At 63.1% G+C, this 18,992-nt stretch carries 16 protein-coding genes and 4 tRNA genes; 3 read left to right on the top strand and 17 right to left on the bottom strand.

What is annotated here, in order from left to right; genetic code table 11:
- Window positions 1-69: 69 nt before the first annotated feature.
- Window positions 70-1,830 (top strand): AMP-binding protein, encoded by a 1,761-nt coding sequence (locus CCICO_RS01140; protein ID WP_018018613.1) that lies wholly within the window; start codon window positions 70-72, stop codon window positions 1,828-1,830.
- A gap of 84 nt (window positions 1,831-1,914) precedes the next feature.
- On the opposite strand, the gene CCICO_RS01135 is transcribed toward CCICO_RS01140, so the two are convergent.
- The 6 genes from CCICO_RS01135 to CCICO_RS01110 all read right to left on the bottom strand — a co-directional run bounded on the left by CCICO_RS01135 (window position 1,915) and on the right by CCICO_RS01110 (window position 9,198).
- Window positions 1,915-2,685 (bottom strand): enoyl-CoA hydratase, encoded by a 771-nt coding sequence (locus tag CCICO_RS01135; RefSeq protein ID WP_018018612.1) that lies wholly within the window; start codon window positions 2,683-2,685, stop codon window positions 1,915-1,917.
- Complete coding sequence (locus CCICO_RS01130) at window positions 2,682-3,731, bottom strand: 3-hydroxyisobutyryl-CoA hydrolase (RefSeq protein WP_018018611.1); 1,050 nt, start codon at window positions 3,729-3,731, stop codon at window positions 2,682-2,684. Before CCICO_RS01130 ends, CCICO_RS01135 begins: the two co-directional genes overlap by 4 nt.
- An 18-nt stretch (window positions 3,732-3,749) precedes the next feature.
- Window positions 3,750-4,943, bottom strand: coding sequence for an acetyl-CoA C-acyltransferase (locus tag CCICO_RS01125; RefSeq protein WP_018018610.1), 1,194 nt, complete (start codon window positions 4,941-4,943; stop codon window positions 3,750-3,752).
- Between the two features lie 181 nt (window positions 4,944-5,124).
- Window positions 5,125-6,960, bottom strand: coding sequence for a thioester-forming surface-anchored protein (locus tag CCICO_RS01120; protein ID WP_167540125.1), 1,836 nt, complete (start codon window positions 6,958-6,960; stop codon window positions 5,125-5,127).
- Window positions 6,961-7,542: 582 nt separating this feature from the next.
- Window positions 7,543-8,580, bottom strand: a complete 1,038-nt coding sequence (locus CCICO_RS01115) for an endonuclease/exonuclease/phosphatase family protein (RefSeq protein ID WP_156809782.1) — start codon at window positions 8,578-8,580, stop codon at window positions 7,543-7,545.
- Window positions 8,581-8,634: 54 nt separating this feature from the next.
- Window positions 8,635-9,198, bottom strand: a complete 564-nt coding sequence (locus CCICO_RS01110; RefSeq protein WP_018018607.1) for an LppP/LprE family lipoprotein — start codon at window positions 9,196-9,198, stop codon at window positions 8,635-8,637.
- 118 nt (window positions 9,199-9,316) lie between these two features.
- On the opposite strand from CCICO_RS01110, the gene CCICO_RS01105 reads away from it, so the two are divergent.
- Window positions 9,317-10,582: a DUF2254 domain-containing protein gene (locus CCICO_RS01105; protein ID WP_167540124.1), complete on the top strand. Its 1,266-nt coding sequence runs from the start codon at window positions 9,317-9,319 to the stop codon at window positions 10,580-10,582.
- Between the two features lie 156 nt (window positions 10,583-10,738).
- On the opposite strand, the gene rplA is transcribed toward CCICO_RS01105, so the two are convergent.
- From rplA to CCICO_RS01060, 9 genes are all read right to left on the bottom strand, one after another.
- Window positions 10,739-11,452, bottom strand: a complete 714-nt coding sequence (rplA, locus tag CCICO_RS01100; protein ID WP_018018605.1) for a 50S ribosomal protein L1 — start codon at window positions 11,450-11,452, stop codon at window positions 10,739-10,741.
- A 131-nt stretch (window positions 11,453-11,583) separates the two neighbouring features.
- Window positions 11,584-12,015: a 50S ribosomal protein L11 gene (gene rplK, locus CCICO_RS01095; protein WP_018018604.1), complete on the bottom strand. Its 432-nt coding sequence runs from the start codon at window positions 12,013-12,015 to the stop codon at window positions 11,584-11,586.
- A gap of 308 nt (window positions 12,016-12,323) precedes the next feature.
- Window positions 12,324-13,253 carry a transcription termination/antitermination protein NusG gene (nusG, locus tag CCICO_RS01090; protein WP_018018603.1) on the bottom strand — a complete coding sequence of 310 codons (930 nt, stop codon included), beginning with the start codon at window positions 13,251-13,253 and terminating at the stop codon, window positions 12,324-12,326.
- 163 nt (window positions 13,254-13,416) lie between these two features.
- The gene (gene secE, locus CCICO_RS01085) at window positions 13,417-13,731 is read right to left on the bottom strand and encodes a preprotein translocase subunit SecE (RefSeq protein ID WP_018018602.1); all 315 of its coding nucleotides are present in this window, start codon (window positions 13,729-13,731) and stop codon (window positions 13,417-13,419) included.
- Between the two features lie 34 nt (window positions 13,732-13,765).
- Window positions 13,766-13,838, bottom strand: a tRNA-Trp gene (locus CCICO_RS01080).
- Between the two features lie 161 nt (window positions 13,839-13,999).
- A tRNA-Met gene (locus CCICO_RS01075) sits at window positions 14,000-14,073 on the bottom strand.
- Between the two features lie 50 nt (window positions 14,074-14,123).
- Window positions 14,124-14,196 (bottom strand) — tRNA-Thr (locus tag CCICO_RS01070).
- A 268-nt stretch (window positions 14,197-14,464) separates the two neighbouring features.
- Window positions 14,465-14,549, bottom strand: a tRNA-Tyr gene (locus CCICO_RS01065).
- 105 nt (window positions 14,550-14,654) lie between these two features.
- Entirely contained in the window at window positions 14,655-15,707 is a 1,053-nt protein-coding gene (locus CCICO_RS01060; RefSeq protein WP_018018601.1) for a polyprenyl synthetase family protein, read from the bottom strand.
- 155 nt (window positions 15,708-15,862) lie between these two features.
- On the opposite strand from CCICO_RS01060, the gene CCICO_RS01055 reads away from it, so the two are divergent.
- A complete protein-coding gene (locus CCICO_RS01055) occupies window positions 15,863-17,110 on the top strand; it encodes a geranylgeranyl reductase family protein (protein ID WP_018018600.1) in 1,248 nt (415 codons plus the stop codon).
- On the opposite strand, the gene CCICO_RS01050 is transcribed toward CCICO_RS01055, so the two are convergent.
- Together CCICO_RS01050 and CCICO_RS01045 are read right to left on the bottom strand one after the other, a co-directional pair.
- The gene (locus CCICO_RS01050) at window positions 17,107-17,805 is read right to left on the bottom strand and encodes a demethylmenaquinone methyltransferase (protein WP_026161262.1); all 699 of its coding nucleotides are present in this window, start codon (window positions 17,803-17,805) and stop codon (window positions 17,107-17,109) included. The genes CCICO_RS01055 and CCICO_RS01050 overlap by 4 nt on opposite strands.
- Before the next feature lie 60 nt (window positions 17,806-17,865).
- Window positions 17,866-18,990, bottom strand: a complete 1,125-nt coding sequence (locus CCICO_RS01045) for a glycosyltransferase family 4 protein (protein WP_018018598.1) — start codon at window positions 18,988-18,990, stop codon at window positions 17,866-17,868.
- Window positions 18,991-18,992: the final 2 nt, after the last annotated feature.

Raw genomic sequence — 18,992 nt, 5'->3', positions numbered from 1 at the left:
CTTGAGACTCACATCACACCCGCAGGATCTTCTTGATCCAGGCAACACCCGCCCAGCGAAGGAGTACCCATGGCTCAGGCGAGCACCCCTAATGAGAACACCCGAGCATTCCTCGCAGCCCGCGACCTTCTCGTGGAACGCCAGCAGGACTACACCGCGGCTCGCGCCGATTTCCACTGGCCCCGCTTTGAGCACTTCAACTTTGCCACCGACTGGTTCGACTACCTAGCCACTCACCCAGACTCCGCCGAACGGGAGGCCCTGGTGATCACTGAGGTCGACGGTCCCGATACCCGCCGCACCTACGCCGAGCTCGCCGCCCGCAGCACCCAGCTTGCCGCATGGTTTGATTCCATCGGCATGCGCCGCGGCGATCGCGTCATGCTCATGCTCAACAATCAAGTCGAGCTGTGGGAAACCATGCTCGCCTGTATCCGCGGCGGCTTCGTCCTCAACCCCGCCACAGCGATGCTCGGGGCGGCAGACCTACAAGACCGCACTGATCGCGCCGAGATCTCCTGGGTGGTGGCCAACCCAGAGGATGCCGAAAAGTTCGGCGAAGTCTCGGGAGATTTCACCGTGATCCAAACCGGGCCCGGTGGCACCGATCTCCCACCGGCTCAAGGCACCCACCCCACCCTGCAATACTCAGAGTCCCACACCGCCCCCACCGAGTTCAGTCTCAGCGAACCCACCGGCGCGGATGACACTCTGCTGCTGTACTTCACCTCCGGCACCACCTCCAAGGCCAAACTGGTGGAGCACACCCACACCTCCTACCCGGTGGGCCATTTGAGCACCATGTATTGGATTGGGCTTGAACCCGGCGATGTGCACCTCAACGTGGCGGCACCCGGCTGGGCCAAGCACGCGTGGTCCAACTTCTTCGGCCCCTTCATCGCCGGCGCCACCATTTTCCTCTACAACTATGCGCGCTTCGACGCTGCCGCGCTGATGCGCGTGATGGACAAGGAGAAGGTCACCAGTTTCTGTGCCCCTCCCACCGTGTGGCGCATGCTGGCCCAAGCCGATCTGGATCTGCTCGCCACCCCACCGACCAAGGTGGTGGCCGCCGGTGAGCCGCTCAACCCCGAGCTGATCAGCCACGTGGAAAAGAAATGGAATGTCACCATCCGTGACGGCTTCGGCCAAACCGAATCCTCACTACAAATCGCCAATTCCCCCGGTAACCCGGTGAAGGCCGGATCGATGGGGCGCCCCATGCCTGGCTTCGACATTGTGCTCAAAGATCCTGCCACCGATGAACTCGGTGATCACGGCGAAATCTGTATCTCTCTCGATCCGCGCCCGGTAGGCCTGACCCCGGGCTACTATGGCGATCCGGAGAAGAACGCCGAGACCTTCCGCGATGGGTACTACCACACGGGAGACATCGCCGAACGGGACGAGAACGGCTATATCACCTATATCGGCCGCGCCGACGACGTGTTCAAGGCCTCGGACTATCGCCTCTCCCCCTTCGAGCTGGAGTCCGCGGTAATCGAGCACCCGGCCGTCGCCGAGGTGGCCGTGGTGCCCTCGCCGGATCCGATTCGACTCGCCGTGCCGAAGGCCTACGTGATTCTCGCAGCTGGCTATGAGCCCACCGCCGAGACCGCAGAGAGCATCCTGCGCCACTGCCGCACAACACTCGCGCCGTACAAGCGCATCCGACGGCTGGAGTTCCATGACCTGCCCAAGACCGTCTCCGGCAAGATCCGCCGAGTGGATCTACGCAAACGAGAGATGGAGATTCACAAGGCCGATGCCGGGGCCAGCAAGGTGGGCTCCGAATGGGCCGATAGCGACTTCCCCTCGCTCAAGGGCTAAGCCCCGCCCGCAGACACGCTACCGCCCACCGACACGCATGTGCACGTGCATCGGTGGGCGGTGCCGTATGCGCTGCAGCGAATCCTAGCGGTGGGTGAACTCGGCGTCGCGCTTGTTGACGAAGGCATCCATGCCCTCTTTTTGATCCTGCGAGGCAAACACCGAGTGGAACACGCGGCGTTCAAACTGCACGCCCTGCTGCAGGGTTGTTTCGAAGGCGGCATTGACCGTCTCCTTCACCATGGTGGATGCCACCAGAGACTTAGACGCGATCTCTTCGGCCACTCCCAGTGCTTCCTCTAGCAGGGACTCGGTGGGCACAACACGAGAGACCAGCCCCGAACGCTCGGCCTCTGCGGCATCCATCATCCGCCCTGTCAGGCACATATCCATGGCCTTGGATTTACCGACCGCACGGGTAAGTCGCTGCGAGCCGCCCATACCCGGCAGCACCCCGAGGTTGATTTCCGGTTGCCCGAATCTCGCCGACTCGGCGGCGATAATGATGTCGCACATCATGGCCAGCTCGCAGCCGCCGCCGAGGGCATAGCCGCTCACTGCCGCGACCACAGGAGTGCGCACGGCACTCAGGCCGTCCCATTCGGCGAACCAATTGCTGCGGTACATATCGGTGGCGGACTGCTCGGCCATCTCCTTGATGTCCGCCCCTGCAGCGAAGGCTTTTTCCGAGCCGGTAATCACAATGCATCCGATGGCATCGTCGGCATCGAACTCGCGGGCGGCGGTGACCACCTCACGCATGGTGGCGTCGTTGAGGGCGTTGAGTGCCTTGGGCCGGTTGAGGGTAATAATCCCCACTCGGCCGCGGGTTTCACACACAATATTGCTGGTCATGGCTCTCCTTCTCGTCTCGAGGGATAGGTGATTGTTGGGTCAGTAATCAGTGTACAGGCGGCCTCGATCTCGGCGGGGTGCACGTTTTCCACGGCGGCATGCCGCCACGAAGGTGCATGATCCTTATCCACCAACAGGGCGCGCACCCCCTCGATAAACTCGCCGCAGCGTTGCATATGCAACGATACGCACAACTCTAGATCGAGAACATCCTCTAGGCTCATGGTGCGTGCTCGGCGCAGCAATTCCGCAGTGATCGCCACCGCGAGCGGCGAGTTGGAGCGGATCCTCTCGGCTGCTTCGGCCCCAGCAGCACCACAGGCAGCGAGGCGCCGGAGGATCTCAGCCGGGCTCGCCTCTGGGGTATAGATCTCGCACCGCTGCGCAGTGCCGAGTGTCCAGCGCACCGGCGCCGGCACGGCACACTCGGCAATGATGCTCGGATCGCCGCTATCGATGAGCTCCGCGCACAGTTGCTCAAGCCGGCTCTGGGGTACGTAATAATCGGCCAAACCCGCTTCGATGGCCTCGGCCGGGCCCGCGTGCTGCCCCGTGAGGGCAAGGTGGGCGCCGGTGGCATAGTCGCCGCGGGCAAGCAGATAGCTCGAGCCCGTATCAGGCACGAGCCCGATGGCGGTCTGGGTGAGACCGAGCGCGGTGCTGTCGCTAACGATGCGGTGGCTGGCATGGCCCGAGACCCCCACCCCACCGCCGAGCACCAGCCCGTGCTGGATCGCCACCACCGGCAGCGGACACCGAGCCAGCTGCAGGTTCAGGCTATATTCCTCGGACCAGAACTGCGCACTCGCACTGCCACCGGCACGCGCATCGTGATACAGATCCACGATGTCTCCCCCAGCGCACAGGCCGCGCTCGCCTGTGCCACGAAGAAGCACGAGATCCACGCCTTCATCCTCCACACTGCGCCGAAGTAATTGGCTGATCCGGCGCACCATCTCGAGGCTAAGCGCATTGATCGCTCGGGGCCGGTTGAGGGTGATGATGCTGGCCCTTCCCCGCTGCTCGTAGAGCACTGTCTCGACCATCGTCGCGTCCGATCGCCCCTAGGCCCGCTCGAGCAACAGCGCCTCGCCTTGGCCTCCCCCGCCGCAGAGGCTTACCCCCGCCCTGCGGGCGCGCCCCGCGTGCAGCACGTGAGCTGCGTGGACTGCAAGCCGAGCTCCAGAGGCGCCGATGGGGTGGCCGAGCGATACCGCGCCGCCGTCAGGGTTCAGCACCGCCGGTTCGATACCGAGCACGCCTGCCGAGTGCACCGCCACCGCGGCGAAGGCTTCATTAATTTCTACCCAGTCGAGATCCCCCGCCCGCCAGCCTTGGGCTGACAGTGCGGTCTGTAATGCGTGTGCAGGCTGTTCCTGAAGGGAGTTATCGGGGCCAGCCACCTGCCCATACGATTTCACGAACGCCAGGACAGTCCAGCCCTTCCCTTCAGCGATATGGCGGCGGGTGAGAACAACGGCGGCTGCCCCATCGGAGATTTGGGAGGAGTTCCCGGCGGTCAATGTGCCCTCTGGGCTAAACGCGGGACGCAGCCGAGCGAGGGTATCTACCGTGCAGTCGGGGCGAATCCCCTCATCCTCGTGTACCACATCTTCCCCGCCGCGTTGAGCAATACTCACCGGCGCGATCTCTGCCGCAAAATGTCCTGCCGCGGTCGCGCGGGCGGCGCGCTGATGCGAACAGGCGGCCAACTCGTCTTGTTCGCTGCGCGTGACCGGATAGCGCTCGGCATGCCGTTCCCCCAGCTCCCCCATTGCAATGCCGAGGTCGGCGGCGGTGAGCCCATCGTGAGCCATGTGATCGAGGGTGCGCAGAGGCCCGTAGGTGGTCCCCCGCCTGCTGCCCAGCAGTAGATGCGGGGCTTGGGACATCGATTCCATACCACCGGCCACGACCACATCGGCATCCCCAAGCTGGAGCATGCGGGTGGCGTCGATAAGCGCGCTCAGACCGGAGAGGCATACCTTGTTCACGGTGGCGGTGTGAGCCCGGGGAGAGATGCCTGCCCCGAGCGCGGCCTGCTTTGCTGGGTTTTGCCCCACGCCCGCGCTGAGCACATGCCCCACAATGACGGCATCCACTAGCTCGGGGTTGATCTCCGATCCGGCGAGCGCATGACGAATGGCGATGCTTCCTAGCTCTGGGGCGCTGAGGGTGGATAGGCGACCCATGAGGCGGCCGATCGGGGTGCGTGCTGCTCCGACGATAACGATGTCTGTGTCCGTGGACCGTGTCATGCTGCCTCCCAGCGCAGAGCTACTGAAGTGTACGTACTAGATTGCTATCGTACAGCCATGATGAGACGCGCGCCACATATTTTATGGATGGATATGCATGACCGAAGGGCACAGCGCCCGCATGAAGCGAGGCTGTGCCCTAGGTTTTATTCATCACGTGACACTTGGGTCCGTGGTGTGTTTAGTCGCGGCTACGCAGTCGAACTAGGATCAGCGTGCCACCCAGGAAGATCATCACGAGAGCGAAGATGCTCATGGTGATCACCGAGGCGCCGGTGTCGGCGAGGCCGGTGCGCTTTTCTTCCTTGTTTGCGGCCTTGGTGGGAGCCGGCGAGGTCTGCGGGGCATTGCCCTGGCTGCGGACCGGCTTCTCAGCGGCGGACGGGGTGGGAGTGCTCGACTCCGGTGCCGTGGTGGCAGGGGTCTCCGATTCAGAGGTCTCGGTAGCGGGAGTTTCCCGCTCCGGCTTCTCCCTCTTCGGCTCCTCTGCAGGAGCGTCCTTCTTCGGCTCCTCCTTCTTCGGCTTATCCTTCTTGGGCTTGTCCTTCTTGCCGCAGTCCGGCTTGTCCTCGCAGGACGGCTTCTTCGGCTTCTCGGGCTTTTCCGGCTTCTTCGGCTTCTCGGGCTTTTCCGGCTTCTTCGGCTTGTGGCAATCCGGCTTGTCACCGCACGAAGGCTTCTTGGGCTTGTCCTTCTTACCGCAATCCGGCTTGTCCGAGCAGTTCGGCTTCTTCGGCTTGCCACAGTTCGGCTTATCCGAGCAGTTCGGCTGGGCCGGGACTGGGGCGGCGGGGGTGGACTCGCCCGGCAGCTCTACGGGAGCAGACTTGACGACGATCGTCTGTGCACGATCCTCACGGTCGCGGTGAACCACCTCGTGACCACCCTCGACAGGCTGTCCGCCCTCGGAACGCACGGCCTTTTCGAAAACCACATAGGAGTGGCCGGGCTCAAGATTGCGCTCACCAAAGTCCACCTTCACGGTGCCCTTCGCATCCTTGACTGTTTCCACCTGAGTGGCGGTGGCCACCACGCGGTCGTCATTGAGGTCCATGAGCTCACCGGTGAAGGTGTACTCCTTGTCCTTCTCAAAACCCTCGAAGGCGATGGTGTCTACCACGTGCACGGCCTGGGAGACCTCGTTGGCCTCGAGCTCCACGGGAGTCTCGGAGGAAGCCTTCTTGCCCTCGACGGAGACAGTGGTCCGCATGGAGGACGGACCGCGGTTCTCCTTCTTCGGAGCCTGAGGGGTGTTACCTTCCACAACCACGCGCTCGCCGCCCTTACCGTGGGTCATCTCCACGGTCAGCAGGTTCTGGAAACCACGGGCAGCTACCGAACCGGACATCTGCGGGGTCTGGTCGGTCACGTAGACGCGAATCACAGCGTCCTCGGGGTGCTTGGCCAGCTTCACCTCGGAATCCTTGCCCAGCAGCGCGGCGGCGGCGCGGGCAACGTTAAAGTTGTTGGCAGCGTGGGGATCCACAGCAGCAATAGATTCAGCGCTGGCTTCGCGGGAGCCGTTGGCGGTGAACATGTTGTCGGTGTAGCGCCACACGGCCAGCTGAGTGGCGTGGTAGAAGTCGCCCTCGCTCAGGCCGAAGCGCTCCTTGATGCCGGCGGCGTTGAAGCCGTAGCCGTTGTAGATCGTGCGCAAAATGGCCTCGGTGAACTCCTCGTTGTTGTCGAAGGCCGAGCGAGTGCCCGAACTGGGCTTGTTCGCGGCTTCGAGCAGATCATAGGAGGAGGTCATGCGAACCGGGTAGTTCGAGTCCGCAGAGGTCGGGGGCGCAAGACGCTGGTTGAAGCAGAACGCTACCTCGCCATCAGTTTGGGCAACATCCTGTCCGGTCCATTCGGTGACACGAAAGTGGCTGAACGGGGTGGCGGTGGTGAATCCGCGGTAGTCCTGTCCCTCGGTGGCCTGAGCGGTGGCCGGCAGGCCCACCGCGATTACTCCCACAAGCAAGGCGACGGCGGCCAACACGGCCGTCCAGCTTGTTCTCAAAGCGTTCAATGTTCTCCTGCTTTTCAATTTCCGTTCCGGCAGCGCTCCGAGCGTGCATCCGCACCGCCCGAGAACACCGGAGATACTTTCCAGCCATAGCCTTCTCACCCCTGTTTCCACATGGGACGTCTATGGCGATGAAGTGGAAATCTAATACCTTTTTCAGGCTTCAGCAAGCCAGCTGTGTTTACATCTTTTATTCTTGTTGAAACGTCCGCGTCTCAGATTGCGGCCGGAATTCGGACACGATCGGACATGAAAAGTGTATGAAATGCCAGATCGGACACTATATCTGCAGTACACAGGGCTACCGTGAAAAACTAAGAGCGTCTCAATGTGATCACAAATAGGACACTGTGCCATAAAGCGCTTAGACGGCCTCGACAAGAGACTTTACACATATAGATGGTGTGTCATGCGCGCAGCGTGCGGGCACTTTCGTCGACACACCACCACCCACGCCGGACGGCCACCCGCTCAACGATCTATAACGTGGCGCACATCATAGCTGAGAAAAATCAGTGTTTTAGCCCATAATGGTTTATACGCTGGCGAAAACAAGGCTTTGAGGGCGTCTCAACCGCTGGGGTATTAAGTGCGGGTGATGCGTGCGATGAAGGCGAGGTGATCGGCTTGGCCAATAGGCATGGTGTCGCAGTCCACCACTCGAAACTCGCCAGAGACAAAGACGTGATCGATCGGGGTACGCAGGGGATGAAGGTGCCAAGCGTTGGCCACAGGGGCATCGGCGGGCCAGGTCCCCACCGCGCGGCGTGAACACACCTCGCTGGCGGCCGTGAGACGTTCACGCGCTGCGAGGGGGCCATGGCGGAGGGTGGCATTGAAATCACCGGCGAGGATCACAGGCTCCTCAACGTCCTCGCCGTAGCGCATAAAGGCTATTGTCTGCTCCCGCCAGGCTGGGACAAGCTGTGGCATCGGCGGAACGGGATGCACCCCAGCCACGCGAAACTCCCCCGCCGCCGGAGGAGTCACAATCCCAGCCTTGGCCTCAACCTCGAAGGAGGGCACATCGGCTGGGCGGGTGGTACCAAGGCGAGGGTGGACGAGCACTTGGGTGGCGGCGGGGCCGAGGACTGGCGGTCCAGCGGGATCGGGGTCGATGAAGGCATCCTCAAACTCGGTGCCAGCCACCGCCACCTTCACTCGGTGGCGCTCAGCCTCGGGCAGGACCACGATATCGGGATCGATAGTGTCTACGAGTTCGCCGAAACCGCTGGCGGTGAGCGTGTTTTGGCTATTAAAAGTAACCACCGTGATGGACTCGGGCGAGGGCTGCGCGGGGCGCGCCTGCTCCCCTCCCCGCGGGGCGGGCACCGGACTTAAGCCCATGATGAGGGCAAGAACCATTGCTACACACCCGGCCGCAGCGGTAGACCAACACCCCCATCCGGCACTGCGGCGCATCCACCCCCATATTCCAAGCACTAGCGCGAACACGAGCCCGGCCCCAGCCACGAGATAGGGAAAAGCCAGCACCTGGGCCACACCCATGCGGGTGCTCAACCAGCGTGCTGGCGCGGTATGGGGGAAGAGGATGAGAAGCCCGCAGGCCGCTACGAGAGCCCAGAGAACAAGCTGAACGATGACCGTCCGCGCTGTTCTCATGGAGGCATCCTCTCCTTCAGTGACCGGTTGGGGTGATGAAGGGCCGAGAGGCCCTTAGTTTTCTTCAGGGCGCTGATAGGCTACTGCGTTGTCCTGTTCGTTCCAGTAGAGCAGGACATTATCGCTCTCATCGCCATCCTTGTAGGTGACGTCGATGCCATATCCATCCAGATCAGGCGTGAGGTCTTGGATGGTGTGCGGGCTACCTTCATCGCGTCCCACATATTCGCCGGCGTGGAAGAGCAGCAGCACGGACTTGGCGTTATCCATAGGCTTATCGGCTTCATCCACGCGGGCGTAGGTGAGATCGGTGCAGGGGTTCCAGTTGGAATCGCCCTTAAAGGACCAGGAACCTTCCTCCTGGTTGATCTGCCCCACCGCGCGGTGCACGGCCTCCGCATTCGGGTTCACGGCGCATTCGCCGTCGCCACCGGCGGCCTCAGTGGTGGTGGACTCCTCAGAGCTGGTCACCGAGGAGGCGGCGCTGGAAGCCTCGCTGCTAAGCGATGCCGCGCTATCGCCGTCATCGGAGGAACAGCCAGCCACTCCGAGCAGCAGTACGGAGGCTGCCACTGCGAGGCCGGCACGGGCAGGGCGCTGACGCATAGAAATACTCATAGCACCCAATTGTTGCACACCTCCGCTCCCCCGCCGCCACGCCGAGACTTAGCGTTGGGGTTTGTGGGCGGGAAGGTGGCGTCGATAAGCGTGCTGCGCACTACGTAGCATGGGGCGTGTGAAGCGTTTTCTCTATGCGTTGAAAAACCTCGCCACCTCGAAACTGTGGTCGGGGGCGGCGGTCACCGGCATCGTGGCGGCCATCGTGGCCATCGTGCTCACCGAGGTGACTGTGCCAGGCGAATATGTGCTCGCACAATACCTGTGGCCCGGCGACACCGACGCGGCAGCCGACATGCTCAGCTTCGTGGCCTCCTCCACCATGACGGTACTGACTACCACGATCTCCATGACCCTCATTGTGCTGCAGGTGGCCTCGGGGAATTTCTCGCACCAATTGCTCCGCGACTACATCGAATCCCCCGCAGTACGCGGCATCATCGCCGTGTATGTGGGCAATTTCGTGTATGCCGTGCTGGTATTGCGCTCTCTGGATAAAGAGGCGGAATCCCCGCCCCAACTGGCTGTGACCGTCGCCGTGATCGGTGTGCTCATCGCGCTCGGCACCTTCATCTGGTACGTCTCGCGCGTCGTGGACATGGTGCGAGTGGACACCATCATCCGTCAATCGGCTACACGCACCCTCGCCCATGCGCAGACCACGAGCACCGACGACACCCCTGCCGTGGAATACGAGCGGCCCACGCCCGCACACCACGCGGCCACGTTGCGGGCAGAAAATTTTGGCTATGTGCAGCGCATCGATCACGACACGGTCGCGGACTGGGCCGCTGCGCATGACGCCACCGTGGTCATTGACGTCCAACCCGGCGATCGCATCATCGCCGGCCAGCCAGTCGCGCACTGGTGGTGCGACACTCAGCACGCCACCCACGCCATTCAGATGCCCGATCCGATCTTTCTCTCCCTCGAGCGGGTCTCTGGCAGCGACTTTGCCCTCGGGCTGCGCCAGCTCCTCGATATCGGTGTGCGGGCGCTGTCGCCCGGGGTGAACGATCCCACCACTGCCCGCCACGCCATCGGCCAAGCCACCAGCGTGTTGCGCACCCTCGTTGCCCATCCACCCCGCCCCGTGGTGCGGGACGACGCCCACGGCCGCCGCGTGCTGTGGGCCGCAGAACGCAGCCAGGCCGCACTAATTGCCGAATGGGTGTCGGAGATGCGCCGCTACGGTGCCCAAGAACCGGGCGTGCTGGTGGACCTGCTGGACCTGCTGCACATCGTGGGCGCAGAATCGCAGGATGCTGCCGTACGGGCGGTGGTGCGCAAAGAGATCGAGGCGATCGTCCGCGCCGCGGAGCGCAGCATCGAAGAACCCATGGACCGACAGCGGGTACTGGAGGCTGCAGGCATCGGCAGCTAGGGCGCCAGCAGCCTAGCTTCGGTGGGCACAATGCACAAGACCCCTGTCACCAGCATCTCCGCGAGATACGAAGGGTGACAGGGGTGTGCGTGTGTCCCAAGGGATCCACCCTCGCCGTTTGCGCGGCTGGGGTGGCGCCTCGAGGGGATAAAGAGCTTAGGCCTTAGCGGCGTAGTTCTTCACCACGGAGGTGTCCACGGGGATGCCGGGACCCTGGGTGGAGGAGACGGTGATCTTCTTCAGGTAGATACCCTTGGACGAGGCCGGCTTGAGGCGCAGGAGCTCATCGATGAGAGCGCCGTAGTTCTCGGCCAGCTGCTCGGGGGTGAAGGAGGCCTTGCCGATCAGGGCGTGCAGGTTAGCAGCCTTGTCCACGCGGAAGGCGATCTTACCGCCCTTGATCTCCTTGACAGCCTTGGCCACATCGGTGGTGACGGTGCCGGTCTTCGGGTTCGGCATCAGGCCACGGGGGCCCAAGACGCGAGCCACGCGACCCACCTTGGCCATCTGGTCCGGGGTGGCGATAGCGGCGTCGAAGTCGGTCCAGCCGCCCTGGATCTTCTCGATCAGATCCTCGGAGCCCACGAAGTCAGCGCCAGCTTCCTCAGCGGCGGTGGCGTTCGGGCCAGCGGCGAAGACAACCACGCGCACGGACTTACCGGTGCCGTTCGGCAGGGAGACGGTGCCACGCACAAGCTGATCAGCCTTGCGGGGGTCCACGCCGAGGCGGACGGCAACGTCCACGGATGCGTCGTACTTGTCAGAGGAGGTGTCCTTAGCCAGCTGAACGGCCTCGATCGGAGAGTAGATCCGGCCCTTGTCCACCTTGGACTGGAGCTCCTGGTAGCGGCGGGAGTGCTTCTTGCTCATGTTTCACAATCCTTAATGTTTTGAAACGTGTGTCGGGAATGTTGTGGTGTCGATGGGCCGTGAGCGGGCCCTACCACCCGCCTGCCCCACAACGGGGAAGGCGGCAGGCCTCCACAGAGGCGGCGAAGGTGTTACTTGACCTCGATGCCCATGGAGCGGGCGGTGCCGGCGATGATCTTGGCAGCAGCCTCGATGTCGTTGGCGTTGAGGTCCGGCTTCTTGGTGGTGGCGATCTCCTTGCACTGATCCCAGGTGACAGAGCCAACCTTGTCAGTGTGGGGAACGCCGGAGCCCTTCTTCAGGCCAGCGGCCTTCAGCAGCAGCTTGGCTGCCGGCGGGGTCTTCAGCACGAAGTCGAAGGAGCGATCCTCGTAGACGGTGATCTCCACCGGCACGATGTTGCCGCGCTGGGCCTCGGTAGCAGCGTTGTAGGCCTTGCAGAACTCCATGATGTTGACACCATGGGCACCGAGGGCCGGGCCGACCGGGGGAGCCGGGTTAGCGGCGCCAGCCTCGATCTGCAGCTTGATGAGGCCAGAGACCTTTTTCTTCTTCTTAGCCATGTTTGATGAACCTCTTCCTTGGTACCGCACCGGCGAGGGCAGGTACTGGCTAGTATTAACCCGCCCGTATGCAGCCGATGCGTCCGGATGCCGAGCTCAACTCAGCCACCGGGGATATTGACAGTATTCGGTGCGTGCTGCACCTGCAGTGATAACAGGTGCTGTTCACGCGGAGGCGAGTGCTGCGCGTAGGTGCGCAGACACGCGAAGGGAAAGTCTACACCTTCTAGCAGGTCAGACCAAATAGAACAGCACTCCCGCCCCGCTGCATGGAAGCAGGGGAACAAGAGTGCTGTGCTGGCGGGTGGTTAGTTGACCTTTTCCACCTGATCGAAGGTGAGCTCCACCGGGGTTTCACGGCCGAAGATAGACACCAGGGCCTGCAGCTTGCCGTTTTCGGCGTCGATCTCGGAGATCGTGGCGGAGACGGTAGCCAGCGCACCGGTGAGGATGGTGACAGCCTCGCCCACCTGGTAGTCCACCTCCACGGGGGCCTGCTTCTTGCTGGGCTGCGCCACAACCTGCTCGCCATCCTTGGAGGCGGCCGGCTGCTCGCCCTGCTCGCCCTCCACCGGGGTGGACTCCTGCGGCAGCAGGAACTTGGCCACGTCACGGTGCTTCACCGGGGTGGCGTGCCCCTCATTACCCACGAAGCTGGTAACACCCGGGGTTTCACGGACCACGGACCACGAGCGATCATCAATGTCCATACGCACCAGCACATAGCCCGGCAGCAGCTTGCGCTTGACGCGCTTGCGCTGACCATCGCGGATCTCCACGACCTCTTCGATGGGGACGACGACCTCGTAGATAGAGTCCTCCACCTCGAGAGTCTGGGCGCGCATGTCCAGGTTGGTCTTCACCTTGTTCTCGTAGCCGGAGTAGCACTGAATGATGTACCACTGGCCCGGCTTCTTCTTCAGCTCGCGGATGAACTTGCGCAGCCGAGCCTTGTACTCAGCCAGGGAATTATCGCTTTCAGCGGCGGCTTGGTCGGCCACGGCCACATCGGCGTTGAGCGCATCCTCCACGCCCTCCTTTTCGGCGGCGGCCCGCTCCTCGGCGCTCTCCTCAGCCTGGTTCTCGAGGCGCTCCTCGGCGGCCTGGGCGGCGGTTGCGGCCTGGGCGGCGGTCTCGAAAGAGGTAGCGGCACCCTCCGCGGCGGCGCCCACGTTCTCGGTGGCGGTGTCTTCAGCCTCCGGGGCGGCACCGGTGGTGTTCTCGATGTTCTCGCTCATATCGTCCTCGCTTGAAATCTAGCTAGTGTCGGTTCACAGGTGTAGCGGCTTCGTGCTCTCATTGCCGCCGTGGAGCGCAGCCCCGCGCGGGCGGTACAGGCAATAAAAGTCCCGCCTTGGCGCTAGTGGCTAAGGCGGGTAAAAGCTATGAGATTCATCCTAGTTAAGGGTTAAGAACTAGGTCAACTCCCCGAGAGGCCAGAATGTCGATGCCCCAAACGAGCAGTGTCATCACGATGAGGAATCCGAAGACGATGAGCGTGTAGTTCACCATCTGCTTGGAGGTCGGCCAAATGACCTTCTTCATTTCCTCCACTACTTCAGGAACGAAGCGTGTGGGGCCTCCACCAGGGCGGTCGTCCGCATCCTGGGTGGCCACTGCCCGCTTGGAGGAGTAAGACTCGCTCGAGGTAGTGCTTACGCCGGTGAGCTGACGCTTGCCCGTGGGCCGCGCGCTCGATGTGAGATCGTCTGCCACGTTTCTCCTCGATACGACTTTCTAAAAGTACTTGCAGGGGCGACAGGACTCGAACCTGCAACCTGCGGTTTTGGAGACCGCTGCTCTGCCAATTGAGCCACGCCCCTTGGCGCGCTGCCGCGTCCGCCACCATGAATAAGCAGCCTCTGCGCAACACTGCCGCTCACTGTAATGACTTCCACGCGGGAAGTAAAGACACCTCGCGGCCACACACACGAAATAAGGCCCAACCGAAGATTTCGGCTCGGCCTTATCATGCGGTGTGCAGTAGCGGTTCCGAGACTCGAACTCGGGACCTCACGATTATGAGTCGTGCGCTCTCACCAACTGAGCTAAACCGCCCCATTCATGTACAACCACCCACAAGCTGGAGCGGCTATATAAATGAACAGAGCCCCCTGACAGAATCGAACTGTCGACCTTTTCCTTACCATGGAAACGCTCTGCCGACTGAGCTAAGGGGGCTTAGCTTCCCTTATAGGAACTGGACTGCGTTTCGCAGTGCCCGTTCCGTTGAAGCCTTAAGAAGATTAACCCGAAGCCATGAAAGAACACAAATCTGCATCTCAACCCGTCTTTTTCCGCCCTCGCATGGCCCCTTTATAGCCCACAGGGCTACACCGTGCTCCTCGCACTCGAGCACCTACCCCCAGCCGCCCTGCCCCCACCGCGCGACATCAAAGCATGCAAAAACCCGAGGCCCTCCCCTTTAGGGGGATGATCCTCGGGTGTGTGGTGCCAGGTAATGGATTCGAACCATTGAAGGCAATGCCGGCGGATTTACAGTCCGCTCCCTTTGGCCGCTCGGGCAACCTGGCGTGCACGCTTGGTGCGGTGACTTACTCTACTAGACGCCCTATATGTTTAAGCAAATCGTCCGCCTAAGCTGCGGATTTCCGCAGCGAGTAGGATAGGTATGGCCCTTAGCCCACTCGCCCGGCGGTGAGCTGAGCAAGGGTGCGCAGCGCCTCGGTGACGGTGTTCTGCGGCAGCTCAGCCAAGGCGCTCTCCGCCTCGGCGAGGTAGCGGTCGATGTCTTCCTTGGCACGCTGGCGGCCGCCGGAGCGCTCGAGCAGGGCGATGATCTCCGGCACGTCCTCCTCAGCCACAGGGCCGGTGACGCGGGCGCGGAGCTCATCTCCCACTTCGCCCTCTTCGCGCAGGGCGTAGAGCACCGGCAGCGTGAATACTCCCTCGCGCAGGTCGGTGCCTGGGGTTTTTCCGGACTGGCTGGAGTCGGAGAAGATGTCGATGATGTCATCCACGATCTGAAACACCATGCCCACAGCCTCGCCGTAGCGCTCGAGAGCCGCGATGTGGTGTTTCTCCGCCCCCGAGTGCAAGGCCCCGAGATAGCCGGCGGCGGCGATGAGCACACCGGTCTTCTCACGGATCACGTTGAGGTAGTGCTCCACGGGGTCACCGCCGCGCGGGCCCACCGTTTCGCGCATCTGGCCGGTCACCAGCTGTTCGAAGGTGATGGCGAAGTGCCGCACGGTTTCGATGCCGAGCTGGCTCATCATTCGCGAGGTATAGGCCAGCAGGATATCCCCGGCAAGGATCGCCACGGAGTTGTTCCAGCGATGGTTGGCGGATTCGGCGCCACGACGCTTCTCTGCCTCGTCCATCACGTCATCGTGATACAGCGTGGCCAAGTGGGTCATCTCCACGATGGCCCCGGCGCGCTGCACGTTGAGGCTGCCAGGTTCTGGGCCGTACTGGGAGGCAAGGAGGGCGAACATGGGGCGGAATCGCTTGCCCCCGGCCTCAAAGAGGTGCGAGACCTTGTCCGAGACGAACTCGGCGCCGCTGGCGACTTCGCCGCGCAGGAGCTCCTCGATCTCGTCCATCTTCTCTGCCACCCAGGCGCTCAGCTCTGGGTCTCCCAAGTCAAGACGGGGAATCGAGCCTTGGGATGCGGTGACTTGCACCCAGTGCTCGTTGTCTTGCGAGCCGACGGCTGTACCGTTACTCATGCTTGGTTGTCCTCGACCTTCGTTGGCTGCTGTGAGTCTGTTTCTGAGAGCAGAACGTCCACACTTCTCAGGCGGTTTTAATCTACAGATGATAACCGTAGTCTACGTTCGGGGGCTATCCACAGTCGACGCCTCGTCAATGCCACAATAGGTGCGTGGCTCATCCTGATGTTGCTGTAGACGTTCTGATCGTGGGCGCGGGCCCCGCTGGCTCCGCCGCCGCCTATCATGCCGCCCACGCGGGGCAATCGGTGTTGCTTATCGACGCCGCCTCGTTCCCCCGCGATAAGACCTGCGGCGATGGCCTCACCCCACGCGCCATCAAGGAGCTGCATTCTCTCCACCTCGCGCATCAGGTGACTTCTCGCTACCGCAACCAAGGCCTGTTCCTGCACGGCTACGGCGGCGATGTGCAGGCCCCGTGGCCCGAGAGCACATTCGGCCGCCTCGGCTCGGCGATGAAGCGCCGCGACTTCGACACTCTGCTATTCCGCCATGCGCAGCAGCAGGATGGGGTCGACACCTGGGAGAATGCCGAGGCTTTAAGCCCGCAGCTCTATGCGGGCCGGATCGAGCAGGTGGAGGTACGCCACGGCGGCGAAATCCGTATGGTGCGCCCGCGCATGGTGTTGGTGGCCGATGGGGTGCGGTCCTCCTTCGGCCGGAAACTGGGCCGGCAGTGGCATCGCGAGCAGGTCTACGGCATTGCTGCCCGCGCCTATTGCACCACTGCCCGCGGGGATGATCCGTGGATGCACTCCCACGTGGAGCTGCGCGATGAGCAGGGACACCTGCAGCCCGGCTATGGCTGGATTTTCCCGCTCGGTTCGGATGAGGTGAATATTGGGTGTGGCGCGCTGTCCACAGCGGCCCGTCCCGCCCAGATCAACACGAAGAAGCTGCTTCTGTCCTATGCCGCGCAGCAGCGCGAGCACTGGCAGTTGGAGCCCTCGCGCGAGATCGCCTCGGCGCTGCTGCCGATGGGAGGGGCGATTAGCTCGGTGGCTGGTGCGAACTGGATGTTGCTGGGCGACGCCGCCGCGCTCGTCAACCCCCTCAATGGCGAGGGTATTGACTATGGCATGGAGTCGGCGCGGCTCGCCGTCGAGCTCATGGGGCATACCTCGCGGGTGCGCGAGGCATGGCCACGGTTGCTGCGCGAGCACTATGGCGAGAGTTTCCGCTTGGCGCGGCGGTTGGCGCGCGTGCTCACCTATCCGCAGTTCTTGCCAGCGGCGGGGCCGGTGGCGATGCGCGGAATCGGCGGCCGGGTACTGATGCCGGCTGCGGCGCGGCTCATGGGCAACCTCATCACCGACTCGGATCGGGATCTGGTGGCCCGGGTGTGGCACGGCGCCCAGCGTTCGCTGGGCTGGGTGGACGATACTCCCCTATGGGACTAGTCGCTGTGTGCGGGCTTGATGGCTGAATGCAGGGCAGTGATGCCGAAGGTGAGGTTCTGCCAGCCGCACTCGCTCCAGCCGGAGCTCATGATGGCGGCGGCTAGCTCTTCCTGGTTGGGCCAGGCGCGGATCGATTCCGCCAGATACTCATAGGCCTCCGGATTAGAGGAGACGGCGCGCGCCACAGCGGGCAGTGCCCGCATGAGATATTCCTTGTACACGGTGGCAAAGATCGGCACGGTGGGGGTGGAAAACTCGGCCACGGTGAGCCGGCCGCCCGGTTTGGTCACGCGCGCCATTTCCTTCAGCCCAGCGCGATAGTCGTGGATATTGCGCAGGCCGAAGCTGATAGTGACGGCATCAAAGGTGTTATCGCGGAAAGGCAGACGCATGCCATCGCCCACGACCTTGGGCACCGCGCGTCGATGGCCGGCCTTGAGCATTCCCTGGGAGAAGTCGCAGGCCACCACCCATGCGCCGGACTTGCTCAGCTCCACGGTGGACACGGCGGTTCCCGCCGCGAGATCCAGCACCTTTTCCCCAGGCTGGAGGTTTAACCGCTCACGGGTGCGGCTACGCCAGTGCCGGTCTTGGCCGAAGGAGAGCACGGTGTTGGTGATGTCGTAGTTTTTACCTACGTCATCAAACATGCGCGCGACGTCTTTGGGCTGCTTGTCCAGATTTGCCTTTACCACGCCTGCAGAGCTTACCCGAGCAGCCCTAGTGTTCTGTGTGGGGAGCTAGCGTGCGCCCCGCTAGCGGCGGGCGGGGGAATGGATGGCCTGCTCGTAGTGCTCGAGGAGTTGATCCACCACCGCCGCCCAGGTGCGCGGCTCGACGGAACGGCGGGCATCATCCCGCAGAGTGGGCAGGTGCATGAGGCAGCGGTCAACGGCCTGCTCGAGCTGGTTACTGAAACCGTCGACGTCGAGCAGATAGCCGTTGTAGCCATCGGTGATGAGATCGATGGGCCCGCCGGCGCGGGGAGCAATGGTGGGCACCCCGCTGGCTTGGGCTTCTTGGATGGTTTGGCAGAAGGTTTCGAACTCACCGGGGTGGACAAACACATCCATGCTGGCATAGGCCCGCGCCAGCGCCGTGCCTGACAGCGCCCCGGTGAAGATGGCTTGGGGTAGGTGGGCGCCGAGGGCGGCGCGCTCGGGGCCATCGCCGACGATCACGAGCTGCACATCCTCGCGGTGGGCGAGCGCCTGCAGGCGTTGGACTCCCTTCTCTGCGGCGAGCCGGCCGACAAAGCCCACCACGTAGCGCGCCCCGGGCCGGTGGCTAAGCCATTCGGCGCGCAGCGTTGTATCGCGGCGACGGGGGTGGAAGAGTTCGGCGTCGACACCGCGACCCCAGCGGTGCACCCGCTGCACCCCATGCTCCTGCAGCTCGGCGATGGTGGCTGAGGAGGGTGCGAGAGTCCGCGCCGCCTGGTTATGGATGATGCGCGTCCAATCCCAGGCGGCCACCGCCAACGGGGTGAGGTGATAGGTGGTGGCGAAGCCCGCCACATCGGTTTGGTAGACGGCCACAGCGGGGATGCCAAGCTGGCGGGCAGAAAAGGACGCATAGCCGCCGAGCACGAAAGGCGACGCCAGGTGGATCACGTCGGGGGCAAAGGAACGCAGGGCGTGGGTGACGGCCGGGACGGGCACGCCGATGGGAAGAGAGTTAATTAAGGGCATGCGGATGGTGGGCACCCGCACGATCTGCGCGCCCGCATAACTGGCGATCTCTTCTTGAAACTCCCGCGCACCTGGGGCGATCACGATGGCCTCGTGGGTGCCCTCGATATGCTCCAGGATGCGAAGGATGGAGTTGCTAACTCCGTTGACGTTGGGCAGGAAGGATTCCGCGACTATTCCGATGCGCATGC

It is taken from the genome of Corynebacterium ciconiae DSM 44920 (assembly GCF_030440575.1).
Taxonomy (GTDB): Bacteria; Actinomycetota; Actinomycetes; order Mycobacteriales; family Mycobacteriaceae; genus Corynebacterium; species Corynebacterium ciconiae.
Note: the sequence above shows the minus strand (reverse complement) of the source record. Positions and strands in the feature narration are given on the sequence as shown.

Bases quoted from the DNA above. Each gene is read 5' to 3' on its own strand.
- CCICO_RS01110 (WP_018018607.1), bottom strand. From the start codon at position 9,198: ATGAGTATTTCTATGCGTCAGCGCCCTGCCCGTGCCGGCCTCGCAGTG.
- CCICO_RS01060 (WP_018018601.1), bottom strand. From the start codon at position 15,707: ATGAGTAACGGTACAGCCGTCGGCTCGCAAGACAACGAGCACTGGGTG.
- CCICO_RS01140 (WP_018018613.1), top strand. From the start codon at position 70: ATGGCTCAGGCGAGCACCCCTAATGAGAACACCCGAGCATTCCTCGCA.
- rplK (WP_018018604.1), bottom strand. From the start codon at position 12,015: ATGGCTAAGAAGAAGAAAAAGGTCTCTGGCCTCATCAAGCTGCAGATC.
- rplA (WP_018018605.1), bottom strand. From the start codon at position 11,452: ATGAGCAAGAAGCACTCCCGCCGCTACCAGGAGCTCCAGTCCAAGGTG.
- nusG (WP_018018603.1), bottom strand. From the start codon at position 13,253: ATGAGCGAGAACATCGAGAACACCACCGGTGCCGCCCCGGAGGCTGAA.
- CCICO_RS01125 (WP_018018610.1), bottom strand. From the start codon at position 4,943: ATGACACGGTCCACGGACACAGACATCGTTATCGTCGGAGCAGCACGC.
- CCICO_RS01130 (WP_018018611.1), bottom strand. From the start codon at position 3,731: ATGGTCGAGACAGTGCTCTACGAGCAGCGGGGAAGGGCCAGCATCATC.
- CCICO_RS01115 (WP_156809782.1), bottom strand. From the start codon at position 8,580: ATGAGAACAGCGCGGACGGTCATCGTTCAGCTTGTTCTCTGGGCTCTC.
- CCICO_RS01045 (WP_018018598.1), bottom strand. From the start codon at position 18,990: ATGCGCATCGGAATAGTCGCGGAATCCTTCCTGCCCAACGTCAACGGA.
- CCICO_RS01135 (WP_018018612.1), bottom strand. From the start codon at position 2,685: ATGACCAGCAATATTGTGTGTGAAACCCGCGGCCGAGTGGGGATTATT.